At 46.8% G+C, this 19909-nt stretch carries 15 protein-coding genes; 4 read left to right on the top strand and 11 right to left on the bottom strand.

The window, feature by feature from the left end:
* Position 1: 1 nt before the first annotated feature.
* The 3 genes from ABDZ72_RS04235 to ABDZ72_RS04245 all read right to left on the bottom strand — a co-directional run bounded on the left by ABDZ72_RS04235 (position 2) and on the right by ABDZ72_RS04245 (position 3306).
* Positions 2–355 (bottom strand): Rieske (2Fe-2S) protein, encoded by a 354-nt coding sequence (locus tag ABDZ72_RS04235; RefSeq protein WP_343751365.1) that lies wholly within the window; start codon positions 353–355, stop codon positions 2–4.
* A 42-nt stretch (positions 356–397) separates the two neighbouring features.
* Positions 398–1861, bottom strand: a complete 1464-nt coding sequence (gene betB / locus ABDZ72_RS04240) for a betaine-aldehyde dehydrogenase (RefSeq protein WP_343751366.1) — start codon at positions 1859–1861, stop codon at positions 398–400.
* A 1034-nt stretch (positions 1862–2895) separates the two neighbouring features.
* The gene (locus ABDZ72_RS04245; protein WP_343751367.1) at positions 2896–3306 is read right to left on the bottom strand and encodes a nuclear transport factor 2 family protein; all 411 of its coding nucleotides are present in this window, start codon (positions 3304–3306) and stop codon (positions 2896–2898) included.
* 151 nt (positions 3307–3457) lie between these two features.
* Here ABDZ72_RS04245 and ABDZ72_RS04250 point away from each other — a divergent pair, with 151 nt between their 5' ends.
* Entirely contained in the window at positions 3458–4027 is a 570-nt protein-coding gene (locus ABDZ72_RS04250) for a CGNR zinc finger domain-containing protein (RefSeq protein ID WP_343751368.1), read from the top strand.
* Between the two features lie 391 nt (positions 4028–4418).
* Here ABDZ72_RS04250 and ABDZ72_RS04255 read toward each other — a convergent pair whose 3' ends face one another.
* Complete coding sequence (locus ABDZ72_RS04255; protein WP_343751369.1) at positions 4419–4907, bottom strand: hypothetical protein; 489 nt, start codon at positions 4905–4907, stop codon at positions 4419–4421.
* A 482-nt stretch (positions 4908–5389) separates the two neighbouring features.
* Positions 5390–6550 (bottom strand): N-methyl-L-tryptophan oxidase, encoded by a 1161-nt coding sequence (solA, locus tag ABDZ72_RS04260; RefSeq protein ID WP_343751370.1) that lies wholly within the window; start codon positions 6548–6550, stop codon positions 5390–5392.
* Positions 6551–7075: 525 nt separating this feature from the next.
* Between solA and ABDZ72_RS04265 the strand changes: the two genes are divergently transcribed.
* The 3 genes from ABDZ72_RS04265 (at position 7076) to ABDZ72_RS04275 (ending at position 12162) form a co-directional block, all read left to right on the top strand.
* The gene (locus tag ABDZ72_RS04265) at positions 7076–9070 is read left to right on the top strand and encodes an FAD-dependent oxidoreductase (RefSeq protein WP_343751371.1); all 1995 of its coding nucleotides are present in this window, start codon (positions 7076–7078) and stop codon (positions 9068–9070) included.
* A gap of 788 nt (positions 9071–9858) precedes the next feature.
* Positions 9859–11160, top strand: coding sequence for a glycine cleavage T C-terminal barrel domain-containing protein (locus ABDZ72_RS04270; RefSeq protein WP_343751372.1), 1302 nt, complete (start codon positions 9859–9861; stop codon positions 11158–11160).
* A 180-nt stretch (positions 11161–11340) separates the two neighbouring features.
* Positions 11341–12162 (top strand): methylenetetrahydrofolate reductase, encoded by an 822-nt coding sequence (locus ABDZ72_RS04275; RefSeq protein ID WP_343751374.1) that lies wholly within the window; start codon positions 11341–11343, stop codon positions 12160–12162.
* A 202-nt stretch (positions 12163–12364) separates the two neighbouring features.
* Here the strand turns inward: ABDZ72_RS04275 and ABDZ72_RS04280 are convergent, their stop codons facing one another.
* The 6 genes from ABDZ72_RS04280 to ABDZ72_RS04305 form a co-directional block, all read right to left on the bottom strand.
* Positions 12365–14035, bottom strand: coding sequence for a formate--tetrahydrofolate ligase (locus ABDZ72_RS04280; RefSeq protein WP_343751375.1), 1671 nt, complete (start codon positions 14033–14035; stop codon positions 12365–12367).
* A gap of 280 nt (positions 14036–14315) precedes the next feature.
* Positions 14316–15017 (bottom strand): LutC/YkgG family protein, encoded by a 702-nt coding sequence (locus ABDZ72_RS04285; protein WP_343751376.1) that lies wholly within the window; start codon positions 15015–15017, stop codon positions 14316–14318.
* Positions 15010–16449: a LutB/LldF family L-lactate oxidation iron-sulfur protein gene (locus ABDZ72_RS04290; protein ID WP_343751377.1), complete on the bottom strand. Its 1440-nt coding sequence runs from the start codon at positions 16447–16449 to the stop codon at positions 15010–15012. The genes ABDZ72_RS04285 and ABDZ72_RS04290 overlap by 8 nt, the downstream gene beginning before the upstream one ends.
* Positions 16450–16463: 14 nt before the next feature.
* On the bottom strand, positions 16464–17183 hold the full coding sequence (locus ABDZ72_RS04295) for a (Fe-S)-binding protein (protein WP_343751378.1): 720 nt from the start codon (positions 17181–17183) through the stop codon (positions 16464–16466).
* A gap of 31 nt (positions 17184–17214) precedes the next feature.
* Positions 17215–17934, bottom strand: a complete 720-nt coding sequence (locus ABDZ72_RS04300; RefSeq protein ID WP_343751379.1) for a FadR/GntR family transcriptional regulator — start codon at positions 17932–17934, stop codon at positions 17215–17217.
* An 84-nt stretch (positions 17935–18018) separates the two neighbouring features.
* Complete coding sequence (locus ABDZ72_RS04305; RefSeq protein WP_343751380.1) at positions 18019–19599, bottom strand: L-lactate permease; 1581 nt, start codon at positions 19597–19599, stop codon at positions 18019–18021.
* Positions 19600–19909 lie beyond the last annotated feature (310 nt).

Consider the following 19909-nt stretch of genomic DNA (forward strand, 5'->3'; position numbering starts at 1 on the left):
CTTAATCTCCCCCTTCATAGCTAACCCATACAGAGCCGTCAGCTTCAATAGCTTCATAGGATTTCAATGGTTTCTCAGCCGGCCCTTCCAGCACAGAGCCGTCACGAATATCGAAACAGGCAAAATGCAGTGGACATATTAAGCAATTTCCATCCAATGCGCCTTCTACTAACTCGAAATGCTCATGCGTGCATATTGCCTCAACGGCATAAACGTTGTCTTCTCCTCGGCCGACAACGATTCTATCCGAGCCAGCTTCACATTCAATGAGGTCACCTTCCTCAAGTTCAGAACTGGCGCACGCATAGATATAAGTATTGTCTGAAGTCGGATTCGTGTCTTCGGTATGTTGCATCGTTATCACCCTTTCATTTAATGATTGATTACTTGTTCATCCCTAAAACCAATGCGTTGGCTCAGGTTTGAGGTTTTGAAAAATATGCTTTGTTTCCTGATATTCCTCCAGCCCCGTTTTGCCAAGTTCACGGCCAATCCCGGACTGTTTATAGCCACCCCATGGCGCTTGCGGGAAATATAGGTTCACGTCGTTGATCCAAACAGTACCCATTCGCATTTTTGCGACACAGCGTTCAGCTTTGGCTATATCATTGGTGAAAACACCACCAGCCAGACCGTAAATGGAATCATTCGCAAGGCGGACGGCTTCCTCTTCGGTCGAGAACGTTTCCACCGTAATAACAGGACCGAAGCCTTCATCCTGAACGACGCTCATATCCGTCGTGCAATTCGTCAATACAGTCGGCAAATAGAAAAAGCCATTTTGCAGTTCCGGATCGTCAGGTTTTTCTCCACCGACAGCAACCGTCGCACCTTCTTTTTTGCCGTTTTCAACATAATTGACGACTTTCGTTAAATGTTCTTTGGAAATGAGTGGTCCCATTTGGGTTGATTCATTAAACCCACTGCCAAGCGTAATGTCTTTCACACGATCAACCAGAGCACTGACAAAGGGATCATGAAGACGTTCCTCTACAATCAGGCGGGTACCTGCTGAACAGATTTGTCCGGCATGGAAAAATACCGCATTCATCGCTTGGTCAACAGCTGTGTCAAAATCAGCATCGGCAAAAACAATCGTCGGATTTTTGCCTCCCAATTCCAATGCCAGATTTTTTACATTGGAGCTCGCCGCTTGCATAATCCGTTTGCCCGTTTCAATGCCTCCCGTGAACGAAATGAGATCGACATCATCATTAGCGGAGAGCTCGGCACCAACAGAACCGCCGGATCCGAGCACTAGATTGACAACACCTGCCGGAATGCCGGCTTCCTCCATTAACTCGAACACTTTGACCGATGTTAACGGTGTAATCTCACTTGGCTTCATAACGAGTGTGTTACCTGCCGCCAGTGCCGGAGCCAATTTCCAGGAAGCCTGCAGCAATGGATAGTTCCACGGTGTTATTTGGCCGCAAACGCCAACAGGTTCATGAACGACTCGGCTTGTCGAATTTGAAATTGGCGAATCGATTATCTCGCCGCCGTCCTTGTCCGCCATTTCAGCAAAGTAACGGAAAACACCGGCAATATCATCCATATCAACGCGGCTTTCTTCAACGGTTTTACCGGTATCAAGTGATTCGAGCTCGGCCAATTCTTCGCGATCACGTTCGATTAACGCCGCAACACTATGAATCTTTTTGCCGCGTTCGCGAGCTGGCCAATGAGCCCATTGACCGTGGTCAAAAGCCTCGCGGGCGGCTGCGATTGCGAATTGAGCTTCCTTTTCGTTACCCTCCGCCACCGTTGCAATGACATCTTGATTGTAAGGATTGATAATATCCCGTGTATCTCCAGAACTGGCTTTAACCCATTCGCCATTAATAAACATCGCTTTCATACGTTCACCTCATACATCAACGGGTTGTGTTGTAAAACGAATATGATCCAGCATGATGCGACTCGGCATCCGTTATACCCAAAGAATGTCATGACGACGTTTCTTATCCTGCTGATCTATTCTTTCATCAAATGCTGGGGAATGCGTAAAACCATCTATAATCATAACACAAGTCAGAGAACTTATCACAAAAATAGGGTGAAAATTTGGATTTTCCCACGATCTTGTGTCAAATTAAAAGCAGCTATTCCAGGATACATTCCGACCCGTTCAATCGCACGAACACGCCTGTTGTGGATCCTGCAATGCCATATGTACGGAACCATATAGACGGTCGTCTTTTTCCAGCAATTGTTAACAGACTGATTGTTAACATAACGGTTGTTAAAAAAAAAACGATTGTTCATTTTCATGAATTATCGAAATGAGGAATGAACGCAGCATAAGTCACTCTTTCATGGATATCTGTGTTGAAAATGTGACGTTGTTCCTTTCCATGTTCACTCGATTTTTGCGATATTAAGCATTGATCATTTTTTTGTTAAGTTTTAAATAGACATGGACAGAACTGAGTCCAGTATACAAGAACGACTGAATCCTGACAAATCTGATTTTGGGCATTCAGTAGCGTCAGTGACGTTCAGTGACGTTCAGTGACGCTCAGTGACGCTCAGTGACGCTCAGTGCGCAAAATACTTTAAATTTGATTCTTATAAAAAATGTGCTGAAAATAATCGTTGGTTGTTGTTCAAGTGGACCATTCTCGCTCCAGTAGCTGTTTCTTGAATGGGATATCTTGAGATGATGGATTTTCGGCGGAGGCCGAAAATCACCTTTGGATGATTAAGTGCTGCGCGAGTTGGGGCTGAGTTGCTTGAGTTTCACCTTGAGCTGCGCGAGTCTCGCACTGAGTTGCGCAAGTTTCGCGTTGAGTTGCGCGGGTCGGGGCTGCTGTCACGCGAGTTCAAATGAGCATGTCCCATTAAACCGCCCGACTTCCTCTTTACTTAACGAGGTGTCGGGCTGTTTTTTTACTAATATCGGCGTTCTGATTCGGATATAGGATAGTCATTGGCACTCATGTCGCGGCGCTTCATCAAACCATCTTCTGCAAATTCCCAATGTTCATTTCCGTGTGTACGCATTCGCTGATTGGTGTCCGCATCCCGCCATTCGTATTCGAAACGAACGGATATACAGTTATCCGTGTAAGCCCAAAGTTCCTTCATTAAACGATAATCCAGTTCTTTCGACCATTTGCGTCTGAGAAAATCTTTGATGGCTTCTCTGCCCGTGAAAAATTCAGTTCGATTTCGCCATTCTGAATCCGGTGTATACGCTGGTGCAACGGTTTCAGGATCTCGCGTATTCCATGCATCCTGTGCTGCTTTCACCTTTTGACGAGCGGTTTCCTGTGTAAAAGGGGGTTTAATGGATGAAGCCATTGCGATCTGCTCCTTTCATTAACTATTTAATGTAATATTTAATGGTTAGTATAGTTCCTTTTCACTAACCTGTCAATGCGTTATAATAAGGTTAATTACTATCTGAGGAGTCAAAAACTAGGCAACCCACACCCACCAGGAGGAACGAACCATGGCAGAACGTAACATATTCCCGCTCCTGTCCAATCATTTATCATTGAATTTGGTCAATACAGAAGTCGTAAAAAACAAAACCCGTCACGACTTGCTCCACGGACATTTCGCCCATTGGATCGAAACAATGCATCAATCACAGATTCTGATGGAAGAGCAATACGACAAGGAACAGGTGATCACGGACGGACTGGATACGCTTCTCGATCTGCGTGCATTTTTACGGGACGGCTTTGAATCAATAGCGGACGGCCATCCGCCCGGTGAGCAATGGCTATCACAACTGGAATCGATCATCGAAAAAACGCCTCTAACCTTTAAACGGATAACGGATAAACTGGTACCCATCCCTGTCACGACGTCGGTGGATGCCATTGTTTCCTTGGCCGCATTGGATGCGTTGCAATTATATACCACTGGTGATTTACAGACGCTTCATCGTTGTGTTAATCCCGACTGTGTTTTACTATTTATGGATAAAAGCGGACGGCGTAAATGGTGTTCCATGAAAATATGCGGCAATCGCTCAAAAGTCTCACGCCACCAACACCGACATAGTCATCAATAGCCCATATCCCTGTTGACGCGCGAATCAAAACAGCAATAGTCGGATGGGATCCGGTAAAATGGCGCTAACAACAGGATCCCACCGGGTATTCTTGCTGCATCCGGCGGGGTTACGGCTCGTTGCGTGTAGAGGTATGGCGGTTTTTGAACAAGACGTATTTACGAAAAAAAGAGCGTGTCAGCTGGGCTAACTCGTTTAAATGTACGGTGTTTTGAAGAATGGCATAACAAGGGAATCGTCATTCTACGATAAACAATGATCGGCAGTCATCGACAATCAATCGGTCGTTGATGACTACCGAATAAAGGACTATTTTGTTGATATCATTGAGTTGCGTAAGCAGGATGAGGGAGTGACACCTATGCCGAACGAACCCACCAGCTTATTTGGTTCACAAACATAACACCACTATTTGATAAGGCACCGTCTGGGCTGGAATGCTTTTGGTTGAAGGGCCATAGACAACAACCAAATGATGGTCACCGGGACGAGCCATAAACGCTTGCCCATTGGTTGTCACTATCCGGGTATAGGCATCCGGATGTAATACTAATCGATTGTCCTCGCTTACAAGGTCTTTATTAAAATAACTCACTTTCACGTGTCGGCCGGCGGTCTCTTTTACCATCACAAGGGCCGGATATTGGGGTGGATAAATCAATATCATCGGCGCGCCGGCATCGTAATAGCCAGTGACGATATCACCGGCCGACATCATCTCCTGCCCCAGAACATACGTATCCGGACTTACGATAAAGTGAGCCAAATCACCTTCATCATTTTGGAGTTCAACCATTTGCACACAGCCTTCCCGAACATTCCCGCTGGCAACATTTCGGATTCCCATAACTCTCCCCGTAAACGATCCAAACGATATCATGCTCCTCGCCCCTTTTCTTTAAAATGGTTCAGAAGCATGATATGCGTCTATTTCTGGAATGTTATATTGTTTTAGCTATGATAGGCGTTTGAAAGATAGCTCCACACAGCAAAAAGACTGAATTCCGTCTATTAAAAAGGGAGTCTATCATTCTTACTTTTCAAAACGACGATCCGATCTGTCGGAAAAGCTGGTTATCGGTTGAGTAGGAGTGCGCGTCGCTCGAGTGCGAGTGGTTGTCACGCGAGTTGGCGGGCCAAGCTGCGCGAGTTTTGCTTCATGTCGCGCGAGTTATCGCTCGAACTGCGCGAGTTTCATCCCGAATCGCGCGACCTTACCCGATTACTGCGCGACCTCACTCGATTTCTGCGCGACTTTTCTCATTATTGCGCGAGTTAGGCTCTGAGTTGCGCGAGTTGAGCGCTGAACCGCGCGAGTTCGTTAAAGGCAGTTGATTTTCAGCGGCGGCCGAAAATCGTCTATCAGCTTTTAGGCGCACGCCCTTGCAATGCGGGTCGTGTGGCTGAAAAGGGCGATATGTCATGCTCAGTCGCGCCTGATACCGTCAGCTGACTCAGAATCTCACCCACCACACTCGAAAATTTAAATCCGTGGCCGGAAAAGCCGGCAGCAATGGCGACATGAGAATGTTCGGGATGCCGATCAATGATAAAATTCTCATCTGGGGTGTTCGTAAACATACACGTACCACCAACATTTAATTGTCCGGCCGCCTGGGGCATAAATGCGTCCAAAAATTGGCGGAGATCGCCTTCATCGTCCGGAAAAACGCCAAATTCGCGGTCCATATAGGTTGGATTCACATCCTGGCCCGCATCAAAACGTCCGATTTTTAGTCCGTTGCCACTCATACTCGGAAAGCCGTAATAAACACCGGATGGGCATTCCACGAAAAAACCCGGGAACGCGTCGGATGAATAGAGCTCTTCATCTGCATCAAACCAGCCAAATGGTCTGCGGCTGGGCTGAAGCGGCAGATCAAGGTTTAGTGATGATAACAGCGTCTTATTCCAAGCGCCTGCACTGACGATGAGTTTATCCGCGCTGTATGTGGCTGTCCCGGTTCTCACGCTTACAGCATCATCGGAAATATCAATGTCTGCCACTGGTGTGTGGGGCATGAGCTCAGCACCGCTTTGCAAAGCCAGTTTCCGGTAGGTGCGAATGCAATTATCGGCAAACAGAACGCCTCCATTCGGTTCGTAACAGCCGTAATAGTCGTCCGGCACCGTATTTCCCGGCCAGCGCTCTTGAATGTCGTTGCCGCTAAGTTCTTCGACATGCAGCCCGTATTGGTTACCTCCCGTGATGACTTGATTGATAAACGCCGAGCCCTTTGGCGCGTAATTCACAACACCCGTCTTCCGAAAGATAGGATCACTCGTTTTGTCCTGCAGCTCATCCCACAGTTCCTGAGCCTTTATAGCGAGTGGGACATACGCGATACCCTCGCCACATGCATGGCGGATCAGCCGTGTGTTCCCGCTGTGGCTGCCATTTTCATGCGGCGGATCGAATGCATCCACAAGCAATGGATGGACTCCCTGCCGTGCCAGGTAATATCCCGCTGCCATTCCCATTGAGCCCGCGCCAACGATAATAACATCATAATCGGTTTTCATGACCCGCTCCCCCTCATTATTTGAAAATTGGATGACCGTTTGTTTAGCCTCCTGCTCAAACCGGACAACTTTTAAGCAGATATATCCGTCCAGATTCGCTGTGAGCTGCAAAATGGGTCCATTTTTTCATCGTATGACACGATAAATGAATGCGATTTCATAGAATAATAACATCTAACATATGACTATCATAACCGGTGTATCTTACTGGGTCAATTGACAAAAATAGCTTGGTAAGACAGCCGTTTCGCAACATATGCTCATATGGGACGAATAGACACCATTCGCTCTGTATGAGATCGTGCTTAAATGACCGATCCTCAACCATCAATCCTATCTTGACATCCATAAAGGTTTATAATACGCTTTCATTACATAAAATGCTAATTTTTAAAACATTATGATAAATGGCAGCATAACATGTAACACCAATTCCGTTTCAAAGAGTATGTCATCGCTTACCGTTTCGTCAATGTATCAGGTCCGTATTTGGCCGGAACCAACTTTTCAAGGGAGGTAAAATCGATGGCTACGGATCACTCAGCAAACGTAGGAAGGGATTTTAAAACGTTGTTCAGCCCCTTCCGGATTGGTCGCCGCGACGTGAAAAACCGGATCGTCTCAACGGCTCATGCGTCGGGATTTGATTCGGGTTTGTTAAACGAACGCCATGTTAACTACCTTGTACGCAAGGCAGCTGGCGGCGCTGGTTTAATCATGACCTTTGGCTCCGCAAGTGTGTACAAATATTCCTCAGCCTCATATGGATCCATCAGTTTGTGGAATTCTGATAATGAACCCTTATTAACGGATCTCGCGGATAGAGTGCATGCCCACGGTGGGTTGATCATGTCGCAAGCCACCCACATGGGCCGGCGTGGAGATTCAGCCATCAGCGGTCGTCCCCTGCAGGCTCCATCCGCTATTTCAGAAGGGATCCACCGTGAAACACCACATGTGTTGCGCATTGAGGACATATCGCCGATCATCGATGCCTTTGCTGATGCGGCGGCACGGCTGGAACGATGCGGCTGGGATGGGATTGAGATCACCTCATTTTCAGGACATTTGATTGAACAGTTCTGGAGCCCTACCATCAACAAGCGCACCGACCGCTATGGTGGCGATTTTGACGGACGCATGCGTTTTTCTGAAGAGGTGATTGAAGCTGTCGCTGAAGCCGTATCCGATGATTTTATTATTGGGTTTCGCATGACAGGCGATCCTGTGACGGATGACTTGGGGCTTGATCAGGACGATATGCTCGATATAGCCGAGAGACTTGATTCGCTGGGCCACATTGACCTATTTCATATCTCCGGTGGAAACGCTGCAACCTATGCGGCCCAATCAGCGGTTGTGCCAGGTGATACGTTTGCGCGTGGGACGTATAACCACGCGTCGCATCGAATGAAAAAACATCTCTCCGCTCCGGTATTGGTTGCCGGACGAATCCTTGACCCCCAACAAGCAGAAGATGCCCTAGTCAATGATGATTGTGATCTGGTAGGTATGACCCGGGCCATTATCGCCGACCCGGATTTGCCTCAAAAAACGATAGACGGAGACCTGTCTCACATCCGCCCGTGCAATGCGTGTACGGAAGGATGCATTGGCCGATTGTATAGTGGCATGCCGATCATTTGCACCGTGAACCCTGCCGTTGGTGACGATTCTTTAGACCATATCAAGCCGGCCGATCATAGTCGGCGCATCCTCATCGTTGGCGGTGGACCTGCAGGGATGGAAGCTGCACGTGTGGCTGCTGAACGCGGGCATGACGTCACGCTTTTGGAGCGTGGCGATCAGCTCGGGGGACAAATGACAGCCGCTGTATCTGCTCCCGAACGACCGCACTATGGCAGACATATCGAATGGCTTAAACGCGAACTCGAGCGATTAGATGTTGATGTACGGCTCAAAACGGAAGCGACGTCTGAGGCCCTCATCAACCCGGATCCCGATACGGTTGTGCTCGCAACAGGATCCTACCCGGACATTCACGCTGAAACCGGCGACGTCACAACGCGTTGTGTGACAGATATTGCCATTCTTGAAAACGACGTATCCATTAAACAAGGCGAGCGGGTTATTGTCTATGATCGTGAAGGAAAGTTCCGCGGAGCCAGTATAGCCAATGTCGCCGCAAATGCCGGTGCTTCTCAGGTTGAGCTGGTCACACCGTTGTGGTCTGTCTGTGAAGATCTCGACGCCATGCAAAAGCCTGAGCTGTATCGACTGCTTGGGGAAAATCAGGTCATTCTCTCACCAAACCAACAGCTTGCAGGACAAAGAGATGGTTATCTCCTGTTAAAAGACGTGTGGTCCGGAAACGAACGCCGTGTCGATGAGGCTGATCTGGCGATATTCGTTGGTTATCAAACGGCAGAAGATGCGCTTTACGAGCAATTGAAACAAGCAGATCCGCACCTTGACGTTCAAATGATCGGAGACACGATTGCACCCAGACGTCTAAGCGATGCCATTGCCGAGGGCGTCCGGATTGGCAGCAACCTCTAGTGATACCTGTGTGATGCATAACTATCTCCCGTTATCAAGACGATGACGCTGGCAAAAGCCTTTGTCCAACGTTCCATAACTGAAATTTTTTAGAAAAAACTAAAAACAACCTTTTACAACGCAACCATTATTACGATAAAATGAAAGTAGAACAAAAACAATACGGAACTACTTTGAAGCAGCTTCGCACCGATGCCTCCATTTTAATAATGACTAGCTCTTCCGACGAGCCTTGCAGACGATGCAGCACCATATAAACATGAGCAAACGTTTATATGGTGCGATCCAGCCTTGGAACACACCCTATAAGCATTCAAAATCCTTAGTCGATATACTCACAACGAGTATTGATTTTCATACGATATAATGTAAGCGCTTTATTAAACCGTTGATTGGTCCGTCAAAAATAAATGAGCCAATAAAGGGGGTATGATACGTGAAGTCATTGATAATAAGGGGTTAAATCATTAAACGGCCCACCACTTAGCTGACGTAACGCTTAAGTGGCGGATTCCGGTGAACACCAGCGTAACCGCCAAGCGATCTACCCCCCCACTTATGTTTAGACATTGCCCTTCACACATTGAAGCGGACGTCTTCTCATCAACATTGATAACGTTTTACACGAGGCGATTGCGGGTGGTCCGGGTTGTTACGAACGCTCTGATAGATCGAACGTTTGGGCTTCCGGCAGCAAGGGCTGGATTCAAATGCCGATCATCAACAGTCAAGTGCCTTTAACGACAATGGGAATCATATCCCTTTATAACATTAAGGAGGCAATCGGTATGACTATGGAAGGAAAACCTCTATCAGAGTTTAAAACGTCTAACGATCTCGAGGCAATGAACGTGCAACGACACGTTCCGGTCAATCTGCGTCAAAGCGGGGATAATGGCTCACGCATGCTGATATCGCAACGCGTACGCAAGTCCCCATACTGGCACCTTTCTGAAGAATCCGGGGCATGGTGCTATTCGGTTTATAACAATATGTACCACCCGCGCGCTTATGTCCCGATGGAGGAAGGCGGTCTCCTCAAAGAATACGAATATCTCACCGAACACGTCACGCTTTGGAATGTCGCGGTAGAAAGGCAGATCCAGGTGAAAGGCCCCGACGCTCCAAAGCTAGTGGACTTGGTGATCACACGCTCCGTCGAAAAAGTCAAGACCGGAAAAGGCCGCTACGTTATTTTATGCAATGAGGAAGGCGGTATCATCAATGATCCGGTTCTCCTTCGTCCGCATGAGGATGAATTTTGGTTCTCGTTATCCGACAGTGACACATCGCTGTGGCTTCAGGCGCTTAAAATGATGAAAAACTTTGATTGCACAGTAAGCGAAATCGATGTGGCGCCCGTGCAAATTCAAGGGCCAAAATCCAAAAAATTCATGATCCATTTATTCGGCGAACGCATTAATGACGTTCCTTACTACGGGCTGATGGAGGGAGACGTGAACGGTTGTCCCGTCATCGTGTCCCGCACAGGTTTCTCAGGCGAAGATGGCTTTGAAATCTATCTATACAATGCCAGCGCCAATGCCGAAAAGCTCTGGTATTATCTCCTCGATGAAGGGGAACCATACAATCTAAAAGTAATCGCACCGGGCCATATTCGGCGGCTCGAAGCAGGAATCCTTTCCTACGGGCAGGATATGGACCAGGAAACCAACCCATACCAAGTCGGCTTAGGCTGGCAAGTGGACTTGAGTAAATCCGAATTTATCGGCAAAGAAGCCCTGACCCGCATCAAGAACGACGGCGTCTCTGAAAAGCTTGTCGGGATGAAATTTGGCGGCAAGATGATTGACTGGTACCCGGCCGATTTCTACATGGCCTACGCGGAAAACGGTACGAAACCAGTGGGCTATGTCACCTCAGCCTTCTACTCGCCAAATCAGGGTTGCAACATTGGGTACGCCATGTTGCCCAACGCGTTCACGACAGTTGGAACCGAGCTCGAAATATACCTGCCCGAACCATATGCCGGCGGGCTTGTTCCGGCGGAGGTTGCGCAGACGCCATTCAAGGCTTCCGAAAACCCTGGGACGGGATATAGCCGGACCGGCCGAAAGCTTGAGACGTAATCATACGCGAGGCAGCGGGTCTGTTGGCAGACAGGCTCGCTGCACGGTTATATCGCTGTCTGATAATAGAATCATGTTTTAGACGTTTTGGCCATTGATTGTCAGAAGCATTGACACAATCATGACACCTATGACAGATGTCAGTGCCATAATCATATTTATAAGAAAGAAGGGATGACTATGATGGATCAGTCATCGTCAGCGACTCTGTTCAACCAAACCGGTGGCCCCCGCTTTGAAATCATACCCGCTGACAACATCGTTGAACGGGCCACGGCGGCGCTTCCTTCTCATGCCACGTTGACCATCACCTGCTCACCGACAAATGGGATTGACGCTACGATCGACAAGGCAATCGCATTAGCGCCTCATTTCGATCATGTTATTCCTCATTTGGCAGCGCGGATGATCCGGAGTGACGACCACCTTAACACAGTACTTGATCGCCTTGCTGAGCATGATATCAACGACGTATTTATCATTGGTGGCGATCAGGAAAAACCGCTGGGGCCATATCACCATGGCTCAGAATTAGTGCAGTCGTTGGCTGCAAGCGACAACAGGCCGCAGCGCATCGGTATCCCTGCGTATCCCGAAGGCCACCCGCATATCGATACCGACACACTTAATCAGGATTTGGCAACAAAAGCCTCGCTTGCCGATTATGCCGTGACGCAAATGTGCTTTGATCCCGATCAGGTTCTCGCCTGGCTGCAACAGCAGCGCGCATCCGGTCTGAAACTTCCGTGCTATCTGGGCATTCCCGGTCCCGTGAAATTGGACAAATTGCTTTGGATCGCACCCCGTATTGGTGTCACGGATTCACTCCGCTTCCTCAGAAAAAACCTGAAATTGTCGAGGAAACTGTTGCGCGGCTATGATCCCAGCGATTTGGTGAACGCCTACACCCCGTACTTAAACGAATCAGATTATGGTATCGCGGGCTTTCACACGTACACGTTTAACGAACTGGACACCCTTAAAAACGTGGGAGGTGACTAACCATACCACCTATGACGTACAAGCCGGGCCGCTTTTAAAACGCTGCGGTTATCCAACTCATTTCCAGCGCTCAAACGTTATGTGGGTTATTCCTTTTATGTCTCTGACCACACTAATCATCTCATACCATAAAATTTTGGTACGAGATGATTAATTTTATACGATTCAAACGAACACATGAATGCCTTCCATTGACTAACCATTAAAACAACCCGGTAACGTTTCCTTCCTCCGTTATATCCATTTTTAAAGCGGCCGGTTCTTTTGGCAAACCGGGCATTGTCAGCATATCACCGGTCAACACAACAATGAAACCAGCACCAATAGACGGGCGCAACTCACGGATGGTGATGGTAAATCCCTCAGGTCTGCCCAAGAGCGATGGATCATCCGATAACGAGTATTGTGTTTTTGCTATACATACCGGCAAATGCCCCCATCCCTGTTTCTCATAAAAGTGTAATTGTTTTTGTGCTTTAGCCGATAACGCAATATCGTCAGCACCGTATACGTTCTGGGCGACTTTACGGACTTTATTTTCAATCGAATCATTTGTGTCATAAACATATTGAACGTTTTCAGGCGTTTCTTCGGCTTTTTGGACAACCTTTTCAGCCAATTCCGTTCCTCCTGCACCGCCACTGGCAAACACATCGGTCAATGCGACATCAACGCCCCGTGCTTGACACCATGTTGTAATAAATTCCGTTTCCGCATCGGTATCTGTCGGGAATTTATTAATGGCGACAACATATGATAGACCAAACTGTTCGATCGTTTCGATATGTTTTTGCAAATTGGCCATGCCGCCATTTAAAGCATCGACATTTTCCTGCTTTAAATCGTCCTGAGACACGCCGCCATGCATTTTTAATGCACGGACAGTCGCTACAATGACGACGGTCGAGGTATCAAACCCACCAACACGGGACTTAATATCCAAAAACTTTTCCGCCCCAAGATCGGCGCCAAATCCCGCTTCTGTTACAACATAATCAGCCAGTTTAGCAGCTGTTTTTGTCGCCATCATACTATTACAACCATGAGCAATATTAGCAAAAGGCCCGCCATGAATAATGGCCGGCGTATTTTCAGTGGTTTGTACCAAATTAGGCTTCAAGGCATCTTTCAGTAATAGCGTTAAAGCCCCTTCCATGTTTAAATCGTTTACCGTTACCGGCTCCTCCTCACGTGTATAGCCGATAACAATACGAGCAAGCCGTTGTTTTAAATCGTCCAGGCTTGTTGCCAAACAAAGGATAGCCATGACCTCTGAAGCAACGGTAATGTTAAATCCATCTTCCCTTGGCACACCGCGTGTCGGGCCGCCAAGTCCCACAACCATTTGACGCAACGCCCGATCATTCATATCCATGACACGTTTCCACTCGACCCTTCTTGGATCGATATTCAATGAATTACCGCGGTGTATATGGTTGTCGATCATGGCCGATAATGCATTATTTGCCGTCGTAATCGCATGCAAATCACCAGTAAAGTGCAAGTTGATATCTTCCATTGGCAGCAACTGCGAGTAACCCCCACCTGCTGCGCCACCTTTCAAGCCCATAACCGGCCCCATCGAAGGCTCCCGTAATGCGATAGCGGCGTTTTTTCCAATTTTATCAAAGGCTTGCCCCAGTCCTACTGCTACCGTTGATTTTCCTTCCCCAGCAGGCGTTGGATTAATCGAGGTTACTAAGATAATTTTTCCATCTGACGTGTCATCCAAATCCTTCAAAAGGGAATCGGATAATTTCGCTTTCGTGTGGCCGTATGGTTCCCATTGATCCGTGGTCAAATCCAGCTGTTGCGCAATGGCCTCAATCGGCTTTAACGTCGCCTGCTGAGCGATTTCAATATCAGTCTTCATACAAATTACCCCTTTTTTAAAATCAACGATATAACGCTAAAATGAACACGCTAACATGTGCTACTAAAGGTATATAATGAAAGCGTTAAAAATATGACATTTTTATCTATCTTTACCGGTTTTCATGCATGGCGATTTTTGGTTTCACATTTTCTCTACCGCCCCTGTAACGAGATTCTTTTCTATGTCTATTGTATTATAATTTTCAAACAATTTCAATTAACAAGGTGCCTGGCACATAAACTATTCAGAATTGTTTGAGTGCCAGGCACTGGTACGATTACGCGTCTAACACGATAATATGAACAGCTTTAACTGGTCCATGCACACCAACAACCATGTTCATTTCGATGTCGGCGCTATTGCTTGGCCCGGTGATAAAGTTAATGTATGGGGAAATGTCCTGTCCATCCTCAACGTGTTTATGAACCTCGGCAGTCGCTTGAGTCATCCGGGGCACAATGGTTGACTTGGGTACGATAGCTGCATATGTTGTTGGAAGCAGGCTGACGGACCGGGCTTTATTCCGGTCGTTAAATTGGGTGATCGTTCCTGACTCGGCAAGGCTTGCGTCACTGAACAGAAAGCCAATAGTCGACTGCTTCGCTTTTTCGATGCTCATTGAATCAGATCCACCGTCCCATATATGCACGTCTCTCTTGATCATGACATCTCTTAGACCAAATGCATCAAAACGCTCATCATCCGTTGCAACCATTGGTGCGCCACCATAGGCTTCCATGACATACGCAATGGTTTGTTCAAGCTGATCCATCGTCGTCTCCAGGACATGTGTGCCTTTCTCTTCGCTATTCTCATGAAAAAGTGTACACAATTCATCAGATGAGTGGTCCTGATAAACCGCCCACTGCGGCTGATGCTCCCAATCAGGACGCGGTACATTCGTTTTTCGTTCCCGTCCAAGCTTATCAGCAATATGTCCCAAAAAGTTGTCCCGATTTTGAATGGTGCCTTTATTCATGACGGCTGCCTCCTTTTGTATGTTCCTTGAACCATTTCCTGAAATTGTCATGACCCGGCGCTGGAAATTCCCGTATTTTGGTCCAGAGCTTCATCGGGCCGAGTCCGTTTGATATGGAACCGTCCTGAACGAGCGGCTTGGCAAACGTCGGTACACCTTTTGTAGCTATTTTGAACAATGATGGTGTGCTCGCACCAATGCCAAAGGCTGTCATCGCTGCCTGTTCGCTTTTATCAGCATAACCTTCCTCAACATAAATTTCGCGATGTCGAATGAGCTGCTCATGCAATGGGATTTTGACCGGACAAGCTTCGGTACACGCAGCACAAAGACTTGATGCGTAAGGCAGTTCACCGTATTCTTCGTAACCGCCCAATATCGGTGAAAGCACAGCGCCAATCGGTCCCTGATAAATGGACCCGTAAGCATGGCCTCCAACGTGCCGGTACACCGGACAAACGTTCACACAGGCAGCACAGCGAATGCAGTGGAGTGCCGACTGAAATTCCGTTCCAAGCGCCTTGGACCGGCCGCCGTCCACAATGACAAGATGAAAGTCTTTTGGACCGTCAACACTGGCAGACCCAACTTCTGGCGTCACATTCGTGACATAGGTGGTGATTTTTTGACCGACGGCACTTCTGCTCAGCAGGTTCACCATCACATCCAGTTCTTCCCACGTCGGCACGAGGCGTTCCATACCCATGACACTGATTTGCGTTTCCGGATAACTGGTTACCATGTTAGCATTGCCTTCATTCGTTACCAGGGAAACCGATCCCGACTCGGCCACGCCGAAATTGCAGCCGGTAATGCCAATATCAGCATTCATAAATACATCCCGCAGCTGACTGCGCGCAAATGCTGTTAATTCCTCCGGCTGATCCGTTCCGGTATAGCCGGCCTTTTCCGTCAATGTATCCCGGATTTGTGATTTGTTCTTATGAAGTGATGGCACCACGATATGGGACGGACGATCGTCTTCCTCGGCCTGCAAAATGTATTCCGCCAGATCGGTCTCATGAACCTGACAGCCAACATCTGACAAAGCTTCATTCAGACCAATTTCTTCCGTCACCATTGACTTTGCCTTCGTAGCATTTTTGGCATTTTTCTCCTGGGCTACCTGCTGAATATAGGCATTCGCCTCTTCAGCCGTTTCCGCAAAAAACACATGCCCGCCGCGTTTGGCAACATTATCACTCAATTGTTCCAAATAATAATCAAGGTTTTCCAATGTATGCCGGCGTATTTCCTCGCCGGCATTGCGCCATTCCTCCCAATCACCAATCGCCTCATCGCCCTCTGTTGCAGCAATCTTCTTGCCTCTTAAGCCGTCCTGAGCATCGGCCATCGATTGACGCATAAATGTATCATCCAATGCATCATCCACTCGGTCAAAAAACGGCTTTTCACCAATTTTCATAGCCATAGCCATCGCCTCCTTTAAGAGCGTGAATTTAAAATTTGTGCAATATGTTTAACAGCAATCGGTTTTCCTTCGCGATCAATCCGTCCTTTTATGTTCATCAAACATCCGCCATCAGCCGTAATCAAAACATCTGCACCTGTTTCTTCGACGTGCCGGACTTTTTCGTCAACCATTTGCTCAGAAATCGGCACCATCTTCACCGCAAATGTCCCACCAAAACCGCAACAGTCATAACTATTTTCCAATGGAAGCAGCTCCAGACCTTCCACATTATTGAGCAATTTGAACGGCGATCCCGTTTCTTTAAGCAACCGCATCATATGACATGACGTGTGATAGGTCGCTTTCGCATGATACACGGCCCCAAGCTCTTCAACGCCGAGTACATTGACAATGAACTGGGTGAATTCATACGTTTTATCAGCTACGTTCTGCGCCCTCTCCTGCCAGATGGCATCATCCCGGAAAAGCCTGGGATATTCCTTAAACATACCGGCACATGATCCGGAAGGCGTGACAATATAGTCCGATGATTCGAACGTGGCAATCATTTGTTTCGCTGCTTTTTGCGCATCTTTTCGGTACCCACTGTTATAAGCCGGCTGCCCGCAGCAGATCTGCCCCCGCGGAAAATCTATTTCACAGCCAAGACGCTCCAGCACCTCCACCATATCTTTTGCCGCCTCCTGATAGAACAACTCACCGAGGCATGTAGCGAATAATGATACTTTCATAGTTATCCTCCCTATTAAACGTTCCCAAAAATTACTCCAATGTTTTGTCGATATACTCGAACAATTCCTTATTCACCTCATCTAAGTGCGTGTACATTTGTTCATGCGCTTCTTCCGGTTTCCTGTTCTTAATCGCGTCAAAAATCCGTTCATGTTCCATATATAATTTCTCAGAACGATTTTCGGAATACAGCAGCACTTTTCTTGTTTCACGTATTGTTTCTGAAATAAGTCCTGACACACTGGATATGAGATTTAAGAGCAGCTGATTATGGGCTGCATGTGCGATCGCCATATGAAAATCGGTATCGGCACTTGCAGCCAGTTCTTCATTCCCCATCGCGTTTTTCATGACAACAAGGGCTTTCTCAACTGATACCAAATCTTCTTCTGTATGAACTTTAGCAGCAAGGCTGGCCGTGCCGACTTCTAAAATCTTTCGAAGTTCGTATAATTCCTTGACATCATTTTTTTTCATCAAAAAGGCGATCGTTACTGGCAACGAGAATATGGAAGGATCGAAGGCCTTTACATAGGTCCCTTCTCCTTGTTTCATTTCGAGAAGACCCATGGAACGTAAACCACTTAACGCTTCTCTAATGGCAGAGTTACCAACGTCAAAGTTTATAGACAATTGATCTACGGATGGCAACTTTTCACCCGGCTTTAATTGTTTATTTCTTATTTTATCTATAATGGACGCGGCTACTTCTTCATAGATTTTTTTGGTTTGTATCTTTTCATATTCCATACCTGACTCACTCCTCATCATTTGACTCCATTTTACTGGAAGCAAATGAATTTAGAAAATAGCGCCCGCTGCAAGGATATGGATCTAACCCAGTTGCATGATGATAAATCCTGACAATCCGACCAGCAAACCATACAAAACAGCTGGAATCAGCGTTTTTCGAATAATGTCTCCTTCTTTGCCGGATATCCCCACGGCACCACTTGCTGCGACGACGTTATGAACACAAATCATATTACCAGCACCTGAGCCGATTAACTGTGCCGCTAAAACCGTGTTAACATCAAATCCTGTCTGCATGGCAACATTGTACTGTATTGGACTGAACGTTAAGGTTGAAACGGTGGCACTCCCTGTAATAAAAGCGCCTAGTTCACCCAAAAAAGGTGCAACAAAAAGCCAAACAGGCCCTAAAGATGTCGCTAATGATTCAGCGATATGCTGTGGCATGCTTGCAAAATCCTTCACGTTCATTCCTGAGTTCACAAATACCTGAACCATAATCAATGTTGCCCCCAAGGAGATCGCTGTCATCTTCATGGACGATAATGATTCCCGCGATGCGCTTGTAAATGGTTTAATTGACTTGCACTGAATGGCAATCGCACTTATCGCAGCAAGAACCAGGACGGTACCAGGTGAATACAAAAACTCCCAGTCAGACGTAATACCTTCCACCCCTAAAATATTGGACCACGAAAAGTCAATCGCTGAAGTGGTGAACGTTTGAAGCCAAGGGACAATCCGTGTAAGCAGAAGCAAGACAACAACAATTATGTAAGGTGACCAAGCCGTTATAAGACCTAAATTGGATGTTTCATCAGCCACTTGAAAATCATCCCTTAACGCTGCCTTCCATTCTGTCTTTGGCAATAACAAGCCTTTGTTAGCGGTATATGCAGCAACAATCAGACCGGTCAGTGAAGCCAAAATCGATACAAATTCATGGCCAAATAATGACGCATACAATAAAGCTGATCCTGTGTATACAATCCCAATCAATAAGGTCCAGGGCAACAGAGCAAATGAATCCCTTATTCCCTTACCAAAGAAACTGGTCAATATAACGATCAAAATAAATGGAATAAATGTTCCTGCTAGCAAATCCATCGTTGTAACTGAAACGGCAATGTCCTGAAAAAACCCTTCTCCCGCTATCGGGTTATTACTCAAACCAATGGCAATCGGAGTGCCAACAGCCCCAAACGCAACCGCTGTACTATCGGCAATTAGAGCAATCGTTACGGCGGCCAAAGGACTGAACCCTAATGCAAATAATAATGGCCCCGTTACCATAGCAGGAGCACCAAAACCTGCCGCCCCCTCAATCAGGGATCCAAACAAAAATGCCACGATAATAACTTGTACTCGCATATCACCGGAAATACTTTGGAAACCTTGATTAATTCGATCGACTGCCCCAGTGTTATTGAGCGTTTTTAATAAAACCAACGCACCAAACAATATCCATAGTATGGTTAATGCTTTATGGACGCCTTGTAATGTTGAGGCAGCAATAACATTGGCTTCCATTCCCCAAACGGTGAATCCTAATATGATAAGAATCACAGCACTGATACTCATTCCTTTAGCTGCAGGCATTCGTAAAATGACCAAAAAAAGAAATGGAAAGATGATGGCACTTAAAGCAATAAGTAAATACATCTTATGAACCCCTCTCGTTTTCTAAATTCTTAGCTACGGATATAAATCGCTTACAAAGTTATATAGTAATAAGGTCATCAGATGACCTGATTATAAAATACTACACGTTTTAACATTCTTCAATACATTCATAGAATTCAAACGATGACAATGTCACATTCACTTATCATTGATCAAAAAAATACTAAAGCAGGAGGCCCGAGCTGCCTTCCTGATTTAGTATTCAAACTTCTTAATTGGGTCAAGTAGGAGTGAACCTCTCAGCCTAACGGCTGATTGTGTATCACTCCCCTCTCAGAACCATGCGAGC

This window comes from Lentibacillus halophilus (assembly GCF_039522485.1).
GTDB lineage: Bacteria > Bacillota > Bacilli > Bacillales > Amphibacillaceae > Lentibacillus > Lentibacillus halophilus.